The organism is Methyloversatilis sp. S146-33 (assembly GCF_059552495.1).
In genome coordinates this window covers 98596-113055 of record NZ_JCANOT010000044.1, presented here as the reverse complement: position 1 = coordinate 113055, position 14460 = coordinate 98596, and the positions used below count along the sequence as shown (strand labels likewise).

15 protein-coding genes are annotated in these 14460 nt (G+C 67.2%); 11 read left to right on the top strand and 4 right to left on the bottom strand.

All coding sequences use genetic code 11. The features are described 5' to 3' along the window. Nucleotides 1–23: 23 nt before the first annotated feature. A complete protein-coding gene (locus AC51BJ_RS19410; protein ID WP_496281329.1) occupies nucleotides 24–794 on the top strand; it encodes a SapC family protein in 771 nt (256 codons plus the stop codon). Here the strand turns inward: AC51BJ_RS19410 and AC51BJ_RS19405 are convergent. After that, a complete protein-coding gene (locus AC51BJ_RS19405; RefSeq protein WP_496281328.1) occupies nucleotides 791–2209 on the bottom strand; it encodes an ATP-binding protein in 1419 nt (472 codons plus the stop codon). The two genes, AC51BJ_RS19410 and AC51BJ_RS19405, sit on opposite strands and share 4 nt — an antisense overlap. A 24-nt stretch (nucleotides 2210–2233) precedes the next feature. After that, entirely contained in the window at nucleotides 2234–2962 is a 729-nt protein-coding gene (gene ompR / locus AC51BJ_RS19400; RefSeq protein ID WP_019918306.1) for an osmolarity response regulator transcription factor OmpR, read from the bottom strand. A gap of 133 nt (nucleotides 2963–3095) precedes the next feature. Here ompR and AC51BJ_RS19395 point away from each other — a divergent pair, with 133 nt between their 5' ends. The 3 genes from AC51BJ_RS19395 (at nucleotide 3096) to AC51BJ_RS19385 (ending at nucleotide 4967) form a co-directional block, all read left to right on the top strand. After that, nucleotides 3096–3425, top strand: a complete 330-nt coding sequence (locus AC51BJ_RS19395) for a hypothetical protein (protein WP_496281327.1) — start codon at nucleotides 3096–3098, stop codon at nucleotides 3423–3425. A 21-nt stretch (nucleotides 3426–3446) separates the two neighbouring features. After that, a complete protein-coding gene (locus AC51BJ_RS19390; protein ID WP_425762031.1) occupies nucleotides 3447–3782 on the top strand; it encodes a hypothetical protein in 336 nt (111 codons plus the stop codon). Between the two features lie 147 nt (nucleotides 3783–3929). Beyond that, on the top strand, nucleotides 3930–4967 hold the full coding sequence (locus AC51BJ_RS19385) for a DUF1501 domain-containing protein (RefSeq protein WP_496281326.1): 1038 nt from the start codon (nucleotides 3930–3932) through the stop codon (nucleotides 4965–4967). A gap of 7 nt (nucleotides 4968–4974) precedes the next feature. On the opposite strand, the gene AC51BJ_RS19380 is transcribed toward AC51BJ_RS19385, so the two are convergent. Beyond that, a complete protein-coding gene (locus AC51BJ_RS19380; protein ID WP_496281325.1) occupies nucleotides 4975–6543 on the bottom strand; it encodes a response regulator in 1569 nt (522 codons plus the stop codon). Between the two features lie 135 nt (nucleotides 6544–6678). Here AC51BJ_RS19380 and tsaB point away from each other — a divergent pair, with 135 nt between their 5' ends. From tsaB to AC51BJ_RS19360, 4 genes are read left to right on the top strand one after another with little or no spacing between them, the layout of a single operon-like run. Further along, entirely contained in the window at nucleotides 6679–7374 is a 696-nt protein-coding gene (gene tsaB, locus AC51BJ_RS19375; protein WP_496281324.1) for a tRNA (adenosine(37)-N6)-threonylcarbamoyltransferase complex dimerization subunit type 1 TsaB, read from the top strand. A 47-nt stretch (nucleotides 7375–7421) separates the two neighbouring features. Further along, complete coding sequence (rimI, locus tag AC51BJ_RS19370; protein ID WP_430433955.1) at nucleotides 7422–7862, top strand: ribosomal protein S18-alanine N-acetyltransferase; 441 nt, start codon at nucleotides 7422–7424, stop codon at nucleotides 7860–7862. 10 nt (nucleotides 7863–7872) lie between these two features. Continuing rightward, the gene (locus AC51BJ_RS19365) at nucleotides 7873–8649 is read left to right on the top strand and encodes a uracil-DNA glycosylase (protein ID WP_496281323.1); all 777 of its coding nucleotides are present in this window, start codon (nucleotides 7873–7875) and stop codon (nucleotides 8647–8649) included. 56 nt (nucleotides 8650–8705) lie between these two features. Beyond that, a complete protein-coding gene (locus tag AC51BJ_RS19360; RefSeq protein WP_496281322.1) occupies nucleotides 8706–9257 on the top strand; it encodes an RT0821/Lpp0805 family surface protein in 552 nt (183 codons plus the stop codon). 24 nt (nucleotides 9258–9281) lie between these two features. On the opposite strand, the gene lplT is transcribed toward AC51BJ_RS19360, so the two are convergent. Next, nucleotides 9282–10547, bottom strand: a complete 1266-nt coding sequence (gene lplT, locus AC51BJ_RS19355; RefSeq protein ID WP_496281321.1) for a lysophospholipid transporter LplT — start codon at nucleotides 10545–10547, stop codon at nucleotides 9282–9284. Nucleotides 10548–10793: 246 nt separating this feature from the next. Here lplT and AC51BJ_RS19350 point away from each other — a divergent pair, with 246 nt between their 5' ends. The 3 genes from AC51BJ_RS19350 to radA are packed head-to-tail and all read left to right on the top strand — an operon-like array spanning nucleotide 10794 to nucleotide 14267. Then, a complete protein-coding gene (locus AC51BJ_RS19350) occupies nucleotides 10794–11693 on the top strand; it encodes a LysR family transcriptional regulator (protein WP_304003641.1) in 900 nt (299 codons plus the stop codon). A 46-nt stretch (nucleotides 11694–11739) separates the two neighbouring features. Then, nucleotides 11740–12900, top strand: a complete 1161-nt coding sequence (gene alr / locus AC51BJ_RS19345) for an alanine racemase (protein WP_496281320.1) — start codon at nucleotides 11740–11742, stop codon at nucleotides 12898–12900. 5 nt (nucleotides 12901–12905) lie between these two features. Next, the gene (gene radA / locus AC51BJ_RS19340) at nucleotides 12906–14267 is read left to right on the top strand and encodes a DNA repair protein RadA (RefSeq protein WP_496281319.1); all 1362 of its coding nucleotides are present in this window, start codon (nucleotides 12906–12908) and stop codon (nucleotides 14265–14267) included. The last annotated feature ends 193 nt before the right edge of the window (nucleotides 14268–14460 follow it).

Genomic DNA, 14460 nt, shown 5'->3' with positions numbered 1-14460 from the left:
ACCGAGCCGAACCGAGGATTGCCATGAAGACCCTGCTTTTCTACGACAACGTGGTCGTGCTGAACCGCGACACCCACCGCGACCTGCGCCTGAAGCCCCAGGACAACCTGAAGTTCGCGGCGGAAACCAATTGCGTGCCGCTGGCCCTGGTCGAGTTCGGCGACGTCGCCCGCGAATACCCCATCGTGTTCGCCCGCCTGCCCGGCGGTCTGGTGCCGGTGGCGCTGCTTGGCCTGCGCGATGCCGAAAACCTCTACGTCACGCCGGAGGGCAAATGGGATGCTCGCTACGTACCCGCTTTCGTCCGCCGCTATCCCTTCGTCGCGGTGCAGGACAACAACGCGCCGGACAAGCTGCTCGTTTGCATGGATGACAAGTTCCCCGGCTTCAATACGGAAGAAGGCGAACGCCTGTTCGACGAGAACGGCGCCGAAACCGAATTCCTGAAGAATGCGCTCGCCTTCGTGCAGGGCTATCAGAACGAAGCGCAGCGTACCGCCGAGTTCTGCCGCGAGGTCGAGCAGCTCGGTCTGCTCAACGAGATGAGCGCGATGGCCGAGCTCAACGACGGTCGCAAGTTCCGCCTCGATGGCCTGTGGGTGATCGACGAAGCCAAGCTGCAGGCGCTGTCGGCTGCAGCAGCCGTCGATCTGTTCCGTCGCGGCTGGATGGGTCTGGTCTATGCGCAACTGCTGTCGCTCGGCCACCTGCGCATCCTGCTCGACCGCACCGCAGCGCGCGGGGCGGCCGACGCGCCGGCGACCGCCGAGGCGGCAGAAGCGACGAAGCACTAGCTTTTCGCGCTTGCCGCGTTTGCCGTCACCGGCAGGGTCAGGCGGGCGATCAGCCCGCCGCCCTCGCGCTGCAGCAGGTCGAAGCGCCCGCCGTGCGCGCGCATCGTGCGCTCAACGATGGCCAGCCCCAGCCCGGCGCCGCTCTGGCCGGTGCGAGCGTTGTCGAGCCGGGTGAACGGGCGCTTCAGCCGCTCGACATGCTCAGGCGGAATACCTGGTCCGCGGTCGCTCACGTCTATCCTGACCTCGTTGCCATCCAGACTGCAGTTCAGCTCTATCGGCTGGTCTTCGCCGGCGTGGCGCAGCGCATTGTCGATCAGGTTGTTCAGGCAGCGGCGGATCGCCAGCGGGCGAAAGCGCATTGCCGGCAGCGGATCGATGTGGCCGGTACTGACCGGCTTGTCGTGGCGCGCGTAGGCTTGCGCCGCTTCCAGCACCAGACTGGCCAGATCGCCGTCGATCGGCTCCTCGCCGGTGGTGATGCGCGCGAAATCGAGGAACTGGCCGATGATCTTGTCCATGTCGTCGATGTCGGCGCTCATGTCGCGCACGGTTTCGGGGTCCAGCCCCGCCAGTTCCATGTCGAGCCGCAGACGGGTCAGCGGCGTGCGCAGATCGTGTGAGATGCCGGCCAGGATCAGTGCGCGCTCGTCCTCGTTGCGGGCGATGTCGTCCGCCATCTGGTTGAAGGCGTGCGCCACTTCGGCCAATTCCTCGGCGCCGCATTCGGCCAGCGGGGCAGGGCGCTCGCCGCGCCCGATGGCCCGTGCGGCGCGCTTCATCGCCGCCAGCGGCCGCGTTACCCGCTGCACGATCAGATAGGCGCCGCCCAGCGCGAGCAGCAGGGCAGCCGTGCCCCAGCCGATCACCTCCAGCGCCAGCGGGCGTTCGATGCGGTTGCGCGGCAGCATGAGCCAGTAGTCGTCAACGCCTTCTTCGTCGGCAATGCTGAAGCTGACGAACAGTCCGCTCTGCAGACCCTTGGTGACGACGATGCGCGTGCGCGGATCGAGCCGCTTGCGCAGTTCCTGTTCGATGGCGAGCAGCGTGCTGTCGCCCTTCACCGGCTGGAAGCCTGGAATGTCGCCGTCGGGATAGATGCGCAGGCCCTCGCGCATCGACAGTTCGGTGAGCAGTTCGAGCCGGCGCTGCGGATCGGCGCTGACCAGCGAGGCGCGGGTCAGGTTGATCACGCTGATGACGATCTGCGCCGCCTGCTGAGCGCGCGGCCCCTGTTCAAGCCAGCTGTAGATGCCGGACCAGGCCAGCACCGACGCGGTGAGCAGACCGGCCAGCAGCAGGAAGGTGCGCGCAAGCAGCGAACGCGGCAGCAACGTGAAGCGACGCAGCGGGCGACTCAGATTCTGTCCGGTCCAGCGCGTCAGGCTGCCGCGCCGACGTGCCCGCTTTACCACTTCGGCGCGTGCCCGGGGCGGGCGTCAGCCATGGCGGGTGCCGTCAGGCACGAACACGTAACCGAAGCCCCATACCGTCTGCAGATAGCGCGGCTTGGCCGGATCGTCCTCGACCAGCTTGCGCAGACGCGACATCTGCACGTCGATCGAGCGGTCGAAGGCGTCGTACTCACGGCCGCGCGCCAGTTCCATCAGCTTGTCGCGCGACAGCGGCACGCGCGGCGATTCGAGCAGTACGCGCAGCAGCGAGAACTCGCCCGTCGTCAGCACCTGCTCCTGTCCGTTGCGGGTGAGCGTACGTGCGGCCAGATTGACCTCGACCTGGCCGAAGCGCACCACACGTTCGTCCAGAGTCGGCGCGCCCGGCGGCGGTTTCGGCGCCTGACGGCGCAGTACCGCGTTGATGCGGGCGACCAGTTCCCGCGGGTTGAAGGGCTTGGGCAGGTAGTCGTCGGCGCCCATTTCGAGGCCGACGATGCGATCGACCTCGTCACCCTTGGCGGTCAGCATGACCACCGGAATCGTGTTGTCCTGAGCGCGCAGCCGTCGGCAGATGGCCAGTCCGTCCTCGCCCGGCAGCATCAGGTCGAGCACCATCAGGTCGTAAAGCTCGCGGGCCAGCGCGCGGTCCATCTGCGTGCTGTCGGCTACCGCCTTGACCGTGAAGCCCTGTTCGCCGAGGTAGCGTTCGAGCAGCGCGCGCAGGCGGGCGTCGTCATCGACGACGAGTATCTTGCGTTTTTTTTCTTCCATGGACCGATGCTACCCGAGCGCATTGGCGCAATTCAATTGCGCCGTGAGCGGATGTAACGCATCGAGAAGGTCGTTACCCGCGCTTACAAAGCCCTGCCGCCGCCACACATAAGGCTTACAGCCGCTGCACAGCATGGAGTCCAAGGTAATCGACGCAGGGCTTCAGGGGGACAACGGGGTGAGCAAACGCAGACTGATGGGCATGGCAGTGCTTTGCGCTGTACCGGCTTTCGTCATGGCAGCGGTTGTGCCAGCTGTACAGACGCCGTCGGAAGGGGTGGGGCCGGCCGTTCAGGCAGCCGCGCCCGCGATCGACAGACCGGAGACGGCTGGCGACAGTGTTGCGGATTCGCACCTGCTGCTGCAGTACGCGCTACACCGCTCCAGTCGCTACCTCTACAATCCGGGCGACGGTGCGCAGATGGCTGGTGCGGCCGGCCTTCTGGAGACTGTTGAACAGTAGCGATTTGAGGAGCGTAATCGGATGAAGTGTGCTGACCTTGCCGGCTCGCGACTGTACGGCATCCTTGCCGGGTCCTGTGTGGGTGCGGTGTTGTTCGCATCGGCACCGGCATTGGCAGGCCCCGGTGAAGCGGGCGCGCGTCGGGATTTCGTCGAGCCGCAGCGCTTCGAGCGCGTGATTCCGGCGGGGGCGACGCTGCAGCCGATGCGCCGTTTCGACGAGGAAGCCAGCCCGGTCCGGCGTCTCGACTTCGGCGACCAGCGCGGAAACCGGATGACGCCTGAAGAACGTCGCCAGTTGCGACGCGACATCCGCGATGCGGCCCGCGAGCTCTACCGCGACGCACCTCGGCCGTGACCGGCTTCGGCCTCCCGCTTCGCTTTTCCCAGTTTCGCCCGTTGTCCGCTACAGCAGTTTTCGGCCCACACCTCCTCTCCGTGGGTTGCCGCGCAGCGGCATTGCGACCTGCCCCCAGGGGCAGGTCTTTTGTTTTCGGGAGCCTGAATGGACCGTAGGCATTTTCTGCTGACCGCCGGAAGCGCCTCGCTGGCGCTGGCCAGCGAACTTCGCGCAAGCGAACCTGCGCCCGCTCCACGACTTCTGTTCCTGATCGATCTGGTCGGCGGCAACGACGCGCTGAATACGCTGGCACCGCACGCCGACCCCGCCTACTACCGCGCCCGTCCGACCATTGCACTCGACCGGCGCACGGTGCTGCCGATCGCACCGGGTCAGGCCCTGCATCCGTCACTGCGTCCGCTGATGCCGTTGTGGGATGCCGGCGAGCTTGCGCTGGTGCAGGGCGTGGGCTGTACCGGCGGCAGCGTGTCGCACCATCGTGCGACCGAAATTCTCGACAGCGCCCTGCTCGAAGACGCGCCGCTGCAGACCGGCTGGCTGGCGCGCTGCCTGTCGCTGCATGACGGCGTCCGCCACGCGGCGACGCAGGCCTTGACGGTGTCGTCCGACCTGCCGGGACCTGTACACGGCTTGCCGCGGTGCCGCCGACTGGCCGACGAGTATCCGGAGAATGTTGCCGGGCGCTTCGGCTTTCCGCAGGACGTGCTCGGATGCGCCCTGGCGCAGGCCTGCGCCGAACTGCTGTCGGGCTCGGATGCTGCGGTGGTGCGGGTGGCCCTCGATGGCTTCGATACGCACGAGAACCAGCCTTCGGCCCACGCCCCTTTGCTGGCTTCGCTCGCCGCGTCTATGACGGCGCTGCGCAGCGCACTGAGCGCGATGGGGCGCTGGCGCGATACGCTGGTCCTCACGCGCAGCGAGTTCGGGCGACTGGCGCACGAAAATCTGAGCGCCGGCACCGACCACGGCAATGCCGGCATCCAGCTGCTCACCGGCGGTCGCGTCGTCGGCGGACTGCATGGCCGCGCATTGAGCTTCGATGCGCTCGATGCACGCGGTGCCTTCGTGCCGGCGGTCGACTTCAGGTCGGTCTATGCATCGATCGCGCGCGACTGGCTCGGTGTAAGCCCGGTTGCCGCCTTGGCGACGACGCCGCCGCTGCACGGATTGCTGCACGCCTGAGGCGCGATCAGACGGCGCGGGCGGTCGGCTTGTGCCGGTCGTAGCCGTGCTTCTGCGCAACGCGGTTGTACTGGATGTGCGCGTCGATCACGCGACGCTCGCGCGGGGCGAGCGTGAACACGTCGATCAGGATATTGCGCGCGTCCTCGGCCAAAGCGTCGTCCCAGTGCGGGTCGAGCTGTCTGATCAGTTCGGCCAGTCGAGCCAGTTCGGCGTCGACGTGGTCGAGGTCGGGGCCGGCTGCGCTTTCCTCGGCCAGATTTGCCGCGGCCGCCTGAGCCCGCTCGCGGGCCGAGCGCGCGTTCTGGCGTTTCAGGCGGTTCGATACCGTACCGCCGGCGGCTTCGATCTTGTCGACCAGACCGGCTGCGGCTTCCTCGTTGTTGGTGGCGAAACAGGCTTCGGCCAGTTCGCTGGTCGCCAGCGTGTCCGGTTTGCTGAGGCGCGCGTGCGTCTGCAGCGCACGGTTGATCGCTTCGCGCGCGCCGCCCTCGTCGCCGCGCTGCGACAGCATGCGCGCCTCGACCACGTCCGACAGCACTGCCGCCGTTTCGCTGCCGCCGAGCAGACCGCGCATCGTTTCGAAGCGGGCATTCAGTTCCTCAGCCGCGTCGGGCAGTTCGATCAGGCTCTTGATCAGCGTCAGATGGTCCTCGGCGCTGGCCAGTGACGTCCCCTCGGTCCGCTCGACCACGCGGCGCATCACGCTTGCCGCGCGCTCGACTTCACCGGACTCGAGACAGATCTCGCCGATGCTGCGCAGCCGGCGGAGATTGTCCGGCGCGATCGAGTCAGCGCGCTCGTAATAGGTACGCGCCTGTTCGAGTTCGCCATTGCGTTCGTGCAGTTCGCCGAGGAAGTCGTACACGCCCATGAACTCGGGAAATTCCTCGTTGATCTCGGCCGCGTGGCGTGCGGCTTCCGCCACGTCGCCACGTTCGCGCAGCACCATCGCATAACCGATGCGCGCCCAGGGCACGGTGTTGCGGGCCATCACCGCCTTGTAGATCTCGGTGGCTTCGTCGAGGCGACCCAGGGCGATCAAGGCTTCGGCCCGGATGCGCAGCGCGTCCATCGAGTAGCGTGGCTGATTGGCGAGCACCTTGTCGCACTCTTCTATCAGTGCTTCGAGATTGCGCGCCGCCATCTGTTCGTAGATCGACTTCAGCGCGTGCTTCTTTTCGACCGCCTTGACCAGACGTTCGCCGAGCTGACCGGACGTGAAGGGCTTGAGCAGGTAGTCGTCGGGGGCAAATTCTGCGGCCGCGACGACGCGCTTGCGGACGCGCTCTCCGGTCACGATCATGAAGACGGAGGACAGCGGCAGGATGTCGTTCAGTCGCAATTCTTCGAGCACCCGCAATCCGTCCTGCTTCTCACCGAAGTTGTAGTCACACAGCACGACGTCGGGCGTAGCTGCCGAGCATTGCCGCAGCAGGTCGGCCGAGCTGCCGGCCATGCCCACGTGCTTGACGCCCGCCTGCGACAGCTGCGTGCGCACCCAGGTACGCACGACCTGATTCGCGTCGGCGATGACCACGCGCATCTTGTCGAGGACTTCGGTCGGCAGGAACATGAGGTGTGACGGACTCCGGACTCTGGGGCACAGTCATGTGTAACGGCGGTACCCGCGGCGAACTTGAAGTATCCGCCCGCGCCGCAGGCAACAGAAGCCCCTACAATTCGCCTTTGCCCCCAGTTGCTGCACTGCATGAAGCTGCTTGCTCTCGAAACGTCCGCTGAAATCGCCTCCGTCGCGCTGCGCCTCGATGACCGCATGTTGTCGAGGGAGGGCGGAACACCGGGCACGCACGCGCAGTTCATCCTCGGCTGGGTGGGCGAACTGCTGGACGAGGCAGGCCTGACGCTGAACCAGCTCGATGCGATCGCATTCAGCGCCGGCCCGGGCAGTTTCACCGGCTTGCGGCTGGCCGTGTCGGTGGCGCAAGGACTGGCGCTCGGCGCCGGGCTGCCGCTGGTGTCGGTGCCGACGCTCGATGCGCTCGCGCTGGGACGGGGTGACGGGCTGCATCTGTGTTGCGTCGATGCGCGCATGAGCGAGGTCTATAGCGTGGCCTGCGAGGTGCGGGGCGGGCAGGTCGAGGCGCGCACCGACATCCGGGTCGGACCACCCGACAGCCTGCCGCCACCGCCGGATGGCCCGGCGCACTGGAACGGTTGCGGCAGCGGTTTCGCACTGGCGCCGCTTGCTCAACTGGCGTGGACGGCGGAGCTTGCCTCGATCGATGCCACCGCCGCGGTGCATGCGCGCGATATCGCCCGGCTCGGGGCGATCCGGCTGGCCGCGGGCTTGTCCGTCGATGCAGCGCTGGCGGCGCCGCTGTACGTGCGCGACAAGGTGGCGCAGACCACGGCCGAACGACTGGCCGCGGGAGGCCGCGCTTGATGGCGGCGGCGGGCGTCAGCTTCGGTACGGTTACGTCGTTCGCGCCGATGCGCGACGAAGACCTCGACGAGGTGGCGCGTATCGAGCGCACGCTGTTCGATTTCCCATGGACGCGCGTCAATTTCGCCGACTCCCTGAGCGCCGGCTACTGCTGCCGCGTCATGTGGCAGGGGCGTTCGATGGCGGGCTACGCGGTCATGATGTGCGTGCTCGACGAGGCCCATTTGCTGAATCTCAGCGTGGCACGCGAATATCAGTGCCACGGGCTCGGTCGGCGACTGCTCGCTCACCTTGGCCGCGAGGCGATGAACCATGGTGCGGCACGCATGTTTCTCGAAGTCAGGCCGTCCAACGTGGCCGCGCGTGCGTTGTACGAGCGCACCGGCTTTCAGCCGATAGGGCGGCGCCCACGCTATTACCCGGCGCTGGACGGTCGTGAGGATGCCATCGTGATGAGCGCAGAACTGGACGACACATGGATGCAATGAGGTCACCGCGATGAGCCGCCGCGATTCGATGCTGCGCGAAATGGGCATCGCACCGCTGTGGCGCGATCGCGCTTCGCCGTCGCCGCAGCTGACCGCGGTGGAGGCACTGCCGAACGCTCAGGCACCGGTCGAGGCGCCGCCGCCAGCCGCTCCGGTGCGCGTCGACGCTGCACCCGCGCGACCTGTCACGCCCGTGGTGACGCCGGTCGCCGCACCGTCCGCCAGTGTGTCGGCCGAGGGGCTGGGTTGGGACGAACTGGAACAGCGCATCCGCGCCTGCCAGGCCTGCCGCCTGAGCGAGCGTCGCACGCAGGCGGTGCCCGGCGTGGGCGACCGCGAAGCCGACTGGCTGTTCGTCGGCGAGGGGCCGGGCGCGGAAGAGGACGCGCGCGGCGAGCCCTTCGTTGGCCAGGCTGGCAAGCTGCTCGATGCGATGCTGGCCTCACTCGGGCTGGCGCGCGGCCACAAGGTCTACATCGCCAACGCGGTGAAATGCCGGCCGCCCGGCAATCGCACACCCGAGGCGGACGAGATCGCGACCTGTCACTCTTATCTGGATCGCCAGATCGAACTGATCCGGCCGCGCATCATTGTCGCGCTCGGCCGGCCTGCCGCACAGACACTGCTCGGCGGCGAGATCAAGATTGCCGCTGCGCGTGGCCGTCTGTTCGAGCGCAAGGGCGTGCCGGTGGTGGTGACCTACCATCCGGCCTATCTGCTGCGTAACCCGCAGGACAAGGCGCGGGCCTGGGAGGATCTGTGCTTCGCGCGTGCCAGCGTCGTCTGACAGCGTCGGTATCAGGCCGGCGCTAGCATCGCGCCACTTTCATCCGGAGTCCCCACGTGTACACCCTTAGAAACTTCGCAATCGCCCTCAGTCTGACCGCGTTTGCAGCGCCGATTCTTGCCCAGCCGCCAGCCCATGCGCCGGCGCACGGCTGGCGCAAGAAGAACGATCCGCACTACGTCGGCTATACCGGCTACAAGTGGAACGACGACTACGGTATCCGCTCCGGCCGTTGCAACCGCGAAGCGGTCGGCGCAGCACTTGGCGGGACGGTGGGTGGTCTGGTCGGCTCGGCGGTATCGGACCGGGACAGCCGCCTCGTTGCCATCGTCCTCGGCACCACGATAGGCGCGCTGATCGGTGCCCGCATCGGTCGCGACCTCGACGAGGCGGACCGCGCCTGCATCGGTCACGCACTCGAACTGGCCGACAACGGCAAGCCGGTGCGCTGGCTGTCGGAAGGCGTCAGTTACACGCTGACGCCGGGCAAGGCAAGCGGGGAGGGCTGTCGCAGCTACACGCTGCGCGGCGAGGCAAACGGTCGCAGCGATACGTCGAAAGGGACGGCCTGTCGTCGTGACGACGGTGCCTGGGTGCCGCGCGGCTGACCGAGGTGCAGCGGACGGCGACGCTCAGTGGATCGCGCCGTCGTCCAGTTGCGCGACGTCGTCGTGCCGGCGTTGATTCGCGTGGTGCCATTTGCGCACCGCGTACATGGTCGCCGCGACGAACGCGCCGAACAGGATCATGACGATATAGACCGACAGGCCGGCCGCCAGCAGGGCGGCGTAAAGCCCGGTCATGATCAGGATGGACAGGTTTTCGTTGAAGTTCTGCACGGCGATCGAATTGCCGGCACCCATCAGCATGTGACCGCGGTGCTGCAGCAGCGCATTCATCGGCACCACGAAGAAACCCGCACAGGCGCCGATCAGCACCAGCAGCGGTACCGCCAGCCAAAGATTGCTCACCAGCACCATCAGCGGCACCAGTACGCCCATCGCGATACCGAGCGGAATCACCCGCACCGAGGCGCGGAGGGAAATGCGGCGCGCCGCCATCACTGCGCCGATGGCAATGCCCACCGCCACCACGCCCTGCAGCTTGGATGCCTGGGACAGACCCATGCCGAGTGCGCGGTCGGCCCAGTCGATCACGATGAACTGCAGCGTGGCGCCCGCTCCCCAGAACAGCGTGGTGACCGCCAGCGAAATCTGCCCCAGCTTGTCCCGCCACAGACCGGTGAAACAGCGGCTGAAGTCGACGAGCAGTGCGACCGGGCTGGCGTGGAGCGGCTTCATCGGTACGCCGGTGTCCGGAATGTAGAGGTTGAAGAATGCTGCAAGTGCGTACAGTCCGCCGACGATGATCAGACTGACCTCTACCGTGGTGTCCAGACCGGTGTCGATCAGCGGCAGGTCAATGGCAAGCAGGCGCGCGCTCAGTGACGGATCGATCAGCAGACCGCCCATCAGCACGCCGAGGATGATGGCGCCGACCGTCAGGCCTTCGATCCAGCCGTTGGCGACGACCAGCAGACGGTGCGGCAGGTACTCGGTCAGGATGCCGTACTTGGCCGGCGAATAGGCGGCCGCGCCAAGCCCGACGACGGCGTAGGCGAACAGCGGGTGCACCCAGCCGAACATCAGCGCACAGCCGCCCACCTTGATCATGTTGCTGATGAACATGACCCGCCGCTTTGGCATCGAGTCGGCGAAGGCGCCGACGAACGCGGCCAGCGCCACATAGGAAATGGTGAAGAACAGCTTGAGCAGCGGAATCTGCCAGCCCGGCGCCTGCATGTCCTTCAGCAGATAGATGGCAACGACCAGCAGGGCATTGTCGGCGAGCGCAGAGAAGAACTGCGCCGCCATGATGATGTAGAAGCCGAAAGGCATCGAACGTCTGCAGCCGGATCGGGCCGCCGGCCGGGCGAAAAAAGTGCGCCTTTATACCATGAACCCCTTGACGCCTTTGCCGCCCCCGCGCTTCGTGTCACAAAGCGTATCCTGTCGCGCCGCAACACGATTTCGGCATCCGTAGCGCTGCTGTCGCTTCGCGTCCACTGACGCATTTTGGTTTACCCGCCAACCCCGACTTGGTCTATAACCACGAGGGCAGGCGTCACTTATATAGAGGGAAAAATGCCCGATAGAAGGCTGGAAGTCTTTCACGCAGCAGCGAGCCAGATGTCGTTCACGCGCGCGGCGGAACTGTTGCAGATGACCCAGCCTGCGGTCACTTTCCAGATCAAGCAGCTGGAGGAGCATTTCGGCACCCGGCTGTTCGAGCGCGCCCACGGCCGCGTGTCGCTGACGCCCGAAGGCGTCAAGGTGAAGGACTACGCCGACCGTATCCTCGACCTCTTCGCCAATCTCGAGAACGAACTGCAGGCGATGGCCACCGACCTGCGCGGCCACCTGCTGATCGGCGCCACGCCCACCGTCGCCGAATACCATCTGCCGCCGGTGCTGGCCGAATTCCGCATCGCCCATCCGAACGTGGTGCCGCGCCTGACCGTCGACAACCCTGATGTGATCGAGGACATGGTGGACCAGCGCGTGCTCGACATCGGTATCGTCGAAGGCCTTGGGCGCGGCGGCTCGCAGGTGATGGTCGAACCCTGTGCCGAGGACGAGCTGGTGGTCGTCTGTTCGCCCGACTTCCCGCTCGCCAAGCTGAAGGAAGTGACGCCCGAACACCTGCTGCTGCACCCCTGTGCCGGGCGCGACGCGGGCAGCGTACGTGCGCTGCTCGAGAACTACCTGTCGCGCGGCGGCGTCGATCCGGCCAAGCTGCCACTGGCGTTCGAGCTCGACCGCCTGTCCTCGGTCAAGGGCGTACTGGAGCGGGGGCTGGCCTACGCCATCCTGTCGCAGGCCGCCATCCGCCACGAAACCAGTCTCGGACTGCTGGTGGCGGTGCCGCTGCGCCCGCGGCTGGTACGGCACATGACGCTGCTGTACCCGTCGGAACGCTTCCGTACTTATATGGCGAAACAGTTCGGCGAGTTCGCGGCAACCCGGCTGTCGCAGCGCCGATAGTACAATCCGGGGCTTCGCAGCTCGCAGTTCCCGCCGAACGCCCCTCATGTCGCGCCCGCACTACACCGAACCCTTTCCGCTTTTCCGTCCCATCCACGCCTGCATCGATTTCGATGCGCTGCGCCACAACTACCTGCGTACGCGCGAACTTGCCGGCGGCGCCAAGATGTGGGCCGTGATCAAGGCCAACGCCTACGGTCACGGCATCATGCGCATCGCGCGCGGCCTGGCGACGCTGGCCGACGGCTTCGCGCTGCTCGACCTCGAGGACGCCGTCCGCCTGCGCGAAGCGGGCATCGTGCAGCCCATCCTGCTGCTCGAAGGTTTCTTCGGCGCCAAGGACCTGCCGGAGATCGCGGCGCGCAAGTTGTCCACCGTGGTGCACACGCTGGAGCAACTCGACTGGCTCGAATCGGCGCAACTGCCGACCGGCGCGCGCATTCCGCTCTTTCTGAAGGTCAACACCGGCATGAACCGGCTCGGCATTACGCCGGCCCAAGTGCCGGCCGCGCTGGCGCGCCTGCGCGCCTGGCCGCACGCGGGGCAGATCGGCCTGATGACCCATTTTGCCGACGCCGACGGCGAGCGCGGTGTCGATGCCCAGTTCGCGCGTTTCGCACCGCTGGCCGCCCAGTTCGACGGTCCGGTGTCGATGGCAAACTCCGCCGCCTTGCTGCGCTTCCCGCAGACGCACGCCGACTGGGTGCGCCCCGGCATCCTGCTGTACGGCGCCAGTCCGGCCACGGCCCACGCCACGGCAGCCGACATCGGCCTGAAGCCGGTCATGCGCTTCGAGGCGCGGGTCATCGCGGTGCAGCACCTGCAACCGGGCGATCGTGTCGGCTACGGCGGCATGTTCACGGCCGAGCGTTCGATGCGCGTCGGCACCGTGGCCTGCGGCTACGCCGACGGCTATCCGCGTCACGCGCCGAGCGGCACGCCGGTGGCGGTCGATGGTGTGCGCAGCCGGCTGGTCGGCCGGGTGTCGATGGACATGATCGCCGTCGACCTGACCGACATCCCGCAAGCCGGCCTCGGCAGCGTGGTCGAACTGTGGGGCGAGCACGTATCGCTGGACGAAGTCGCCCTGCGCGCGGGCACCGTCAATTACGAGCTGGTGTGCGCGCTGGCCCTGCGCGTGCCGGCGGTCGAGATCGGTACGGCCGAACTGAACGAACCGCAGCCGACCGTCGCGCTCGCCCGCTGACCTCGATGGCAAAGCCCAAAACCAGTTACGTCTGCAATGAATGCGGCGCGGTCAGCCCGAAGTGGGCCGGCCAGTGCGCCGACTGCAAGGCCTGGAATTCGCTGGTCGAAACGGTGCCGGAGCAGGGCACCGGCGCGCACCGCTTCGCCTCGCTCGCCGGCACCGCGAAAGTTCAGGCGCTGGCCGACATCCGGCCGCGCGAAGAGCCGCGGCTGCCCACCGGGCTGGACGAGTTCGATCGTGTGCTGGGCGGCGGCCTGGTACCGGGCGGCGTGGTGCTGATCGGTGGTGACCCGGGCATCGGCAAGTCGACGCTGCTGCTGCAGGCGCTGGCCCAACTCGCGCCGCGCGTACCGGCGCTCTACGTGACCGGCGAGGAATCGGGTGAACAAGTGGCGCTGCGCGCGCAGCGGCTGGCGCTCGACCCGGCCGGCATGCAGCTGCTGGCCGAAATCAATCTGGAAAAGATCGGCGCCGCGCTGAACGATACGCGACCGCGCGTGGTAGTGATCGACTCGATCCAGACCGTCTATTCCGAACAGCTCACGTCGGCGCCCGGTTCGGTCGCCCAGGTTCGCGAATGCGCGGCCCAGCTCACGCGTGCGGCCAAACAGGCCGGGCACAGCCTCATCCTGGTCGGCCACGTGACCAAGGAAGGCACGCTGGCGGGGCCGCGCGTGCTCGAACACATCGTCGATACCGTGCTCTACTTCGAAGGCGAGACCGGATCGAGCTTCCGCCTGGTCCGCGCCTTCAAGAACCGCTACGGCGCGGTCAATGAACTGGGCGTGTTCGCGATGACCGAGCGCGGGCTGCGCGGCGTGTCGAATCCGTCGGCGCTGTTCCTGTCGCAGCACGCTCAGCCGGTGCCCGGGTCCTGCGTGCTGGTGACGCAGGAAGGTACGCGGCCGCTGCTGGTCGAGATACAGGCGCTGGTCGACAGTGCGCACGGCAATCCGCGCCGGCTCACCGTCGGTCTCGACAGCGCGCGCCTCGCCATGCTGCTGGCGGTGCTGCACCGGCACGCAGGCGTCACCTGCGCTGACCAGGACGTGTTCGTCAACGCCGTGGGCGGCGTAAAGATCGGCGAGCCGGCAGGCGACCTGGCGGTGCTGCTGGCCATCGTGTCGTCGCTGAAGAACCGGCCGCTGCCAGCCAAGCTGATCGCCTTCGGCGAAGTCGGTCTGGCCGGCGAAATCCGGCCCGCGCCGCGCGGTCAGGAACGTCTGCGCGAGGCAGCCAAGCTCGGCTTCACGCATGCGCTCATCCCGCGCGCCAATGCACCGAAGCAGGCGATCGAGGGGCTGACTGTAATACCCTTGGAACGGCTGGAAGAGGCATTCGCGCGGCTGCGCGAGCTGGATTAGCGTGGTTTGTGGAAGCGCTCTGCTGAGCGCGACGGATGCCTGAAACGAAGCCGGCGGTCTGCGTCAGCCGCATCGCGGCCAAGGCCGCTCCCACAGGGAGGGCGCCAGACTCGCAGCCGGAGCCTTGGCCGAGGTTCTGTGGGAGGGGTCTTCTGACCCCGACAGCGGCGATGGCCGGGCCAAAGCCTCGCCT

Bases quoted from the DNA above. Each gene is read 5' to 3' on its own strand.
- AC51BJ_RS19380 (WP_496281325.1), bottom strand. From the start codon at position 6,543: ATGTTCCTGCCGACCGAAGTCCTCGACAAGATGCGCGTGGTCATCGCC.
- AC51BJ_RS19385 (WP_496281326.1), top strand. From the start codon at position 3,930: ATGGACCGTAGGCATTTTCTGCTGACCGCCGGAAGCGCCTCGCTGGCG.
- AC51BJ_RS19390 (WP_425762031.1), top strand. From the start codon at position 3,447: ATGAAGTGTGCTGACCTTGCCGGCTCGCGACTGTACGGCATCCTTGCC.
- radA (WP_496281319.1), top strand. From the start codon at position 12,906: ATGGCAAAGCCCAAAACCAGTTACGTCTGCAATGAATGCGGCGCGGTC.
- tsaB (WP_496281324.1), top strand. From the start codon at position 6,679: ATGAAGCTGCTTGCTCTCGAAACGTCCGCTGAAATCGCCTCCGTCGCG.
- AC51BJ_RS19395 (WP_496281327.1), top strand. From the start codon at position 3,096: ATGGAGTCCAAGGTAATCGACGCAGGGCTTCAGGGGGACAACGGGGTG.
- AC51BJ_RS19365 (WP_496281323.1), top strand. From the start codon at position 7,873: ATGAGCCGCCGCGATTCGATGCTGCGCGAAATGGGCATCGCACCGCTG.
- lplT (WP_496281321.1), bottom strand. From the start codon at position 10,547: ATGCCTTTCGGCTTCTACATCATCATGGCGGCGCAGTTCTTCTCTGCG.
- alr (WP_496281320.1), top strand. From the start codon at position 11,740: ATGTCGCGCCCGCACTACACCGAACCCTTTCCGCTTTTCCGTCCCATC.
- AC51BJ_RS19350 (WP_304003641.1), top strand. From the start codon at position 10,794: ATGCCCGATAGAAGGCTGGAAGTCTTTCACGCAGCAGCGAGCCAGATG.
- ompR (WP_019918306.1), bottom strand. From the start codon at position 2,962: ATGGAAGAAAAAAAACGCAAGATACTCGTCGTCGATGACGACGCCCGC.
- AC51BJ_RS19410 (WP_496281329.1), top strand. From the start codon at position 24: ATGAAGACCCTGCTTTTCTACGACAACGTGGTCGTGCTGAACCGCGAC.
- rimI (WP_430433955.1), top strand. From the start codon at position 7,422: ATGCGCGACGAAGACCTCGACGAGGTGGCGCGTATCGAGCGCACGCTG.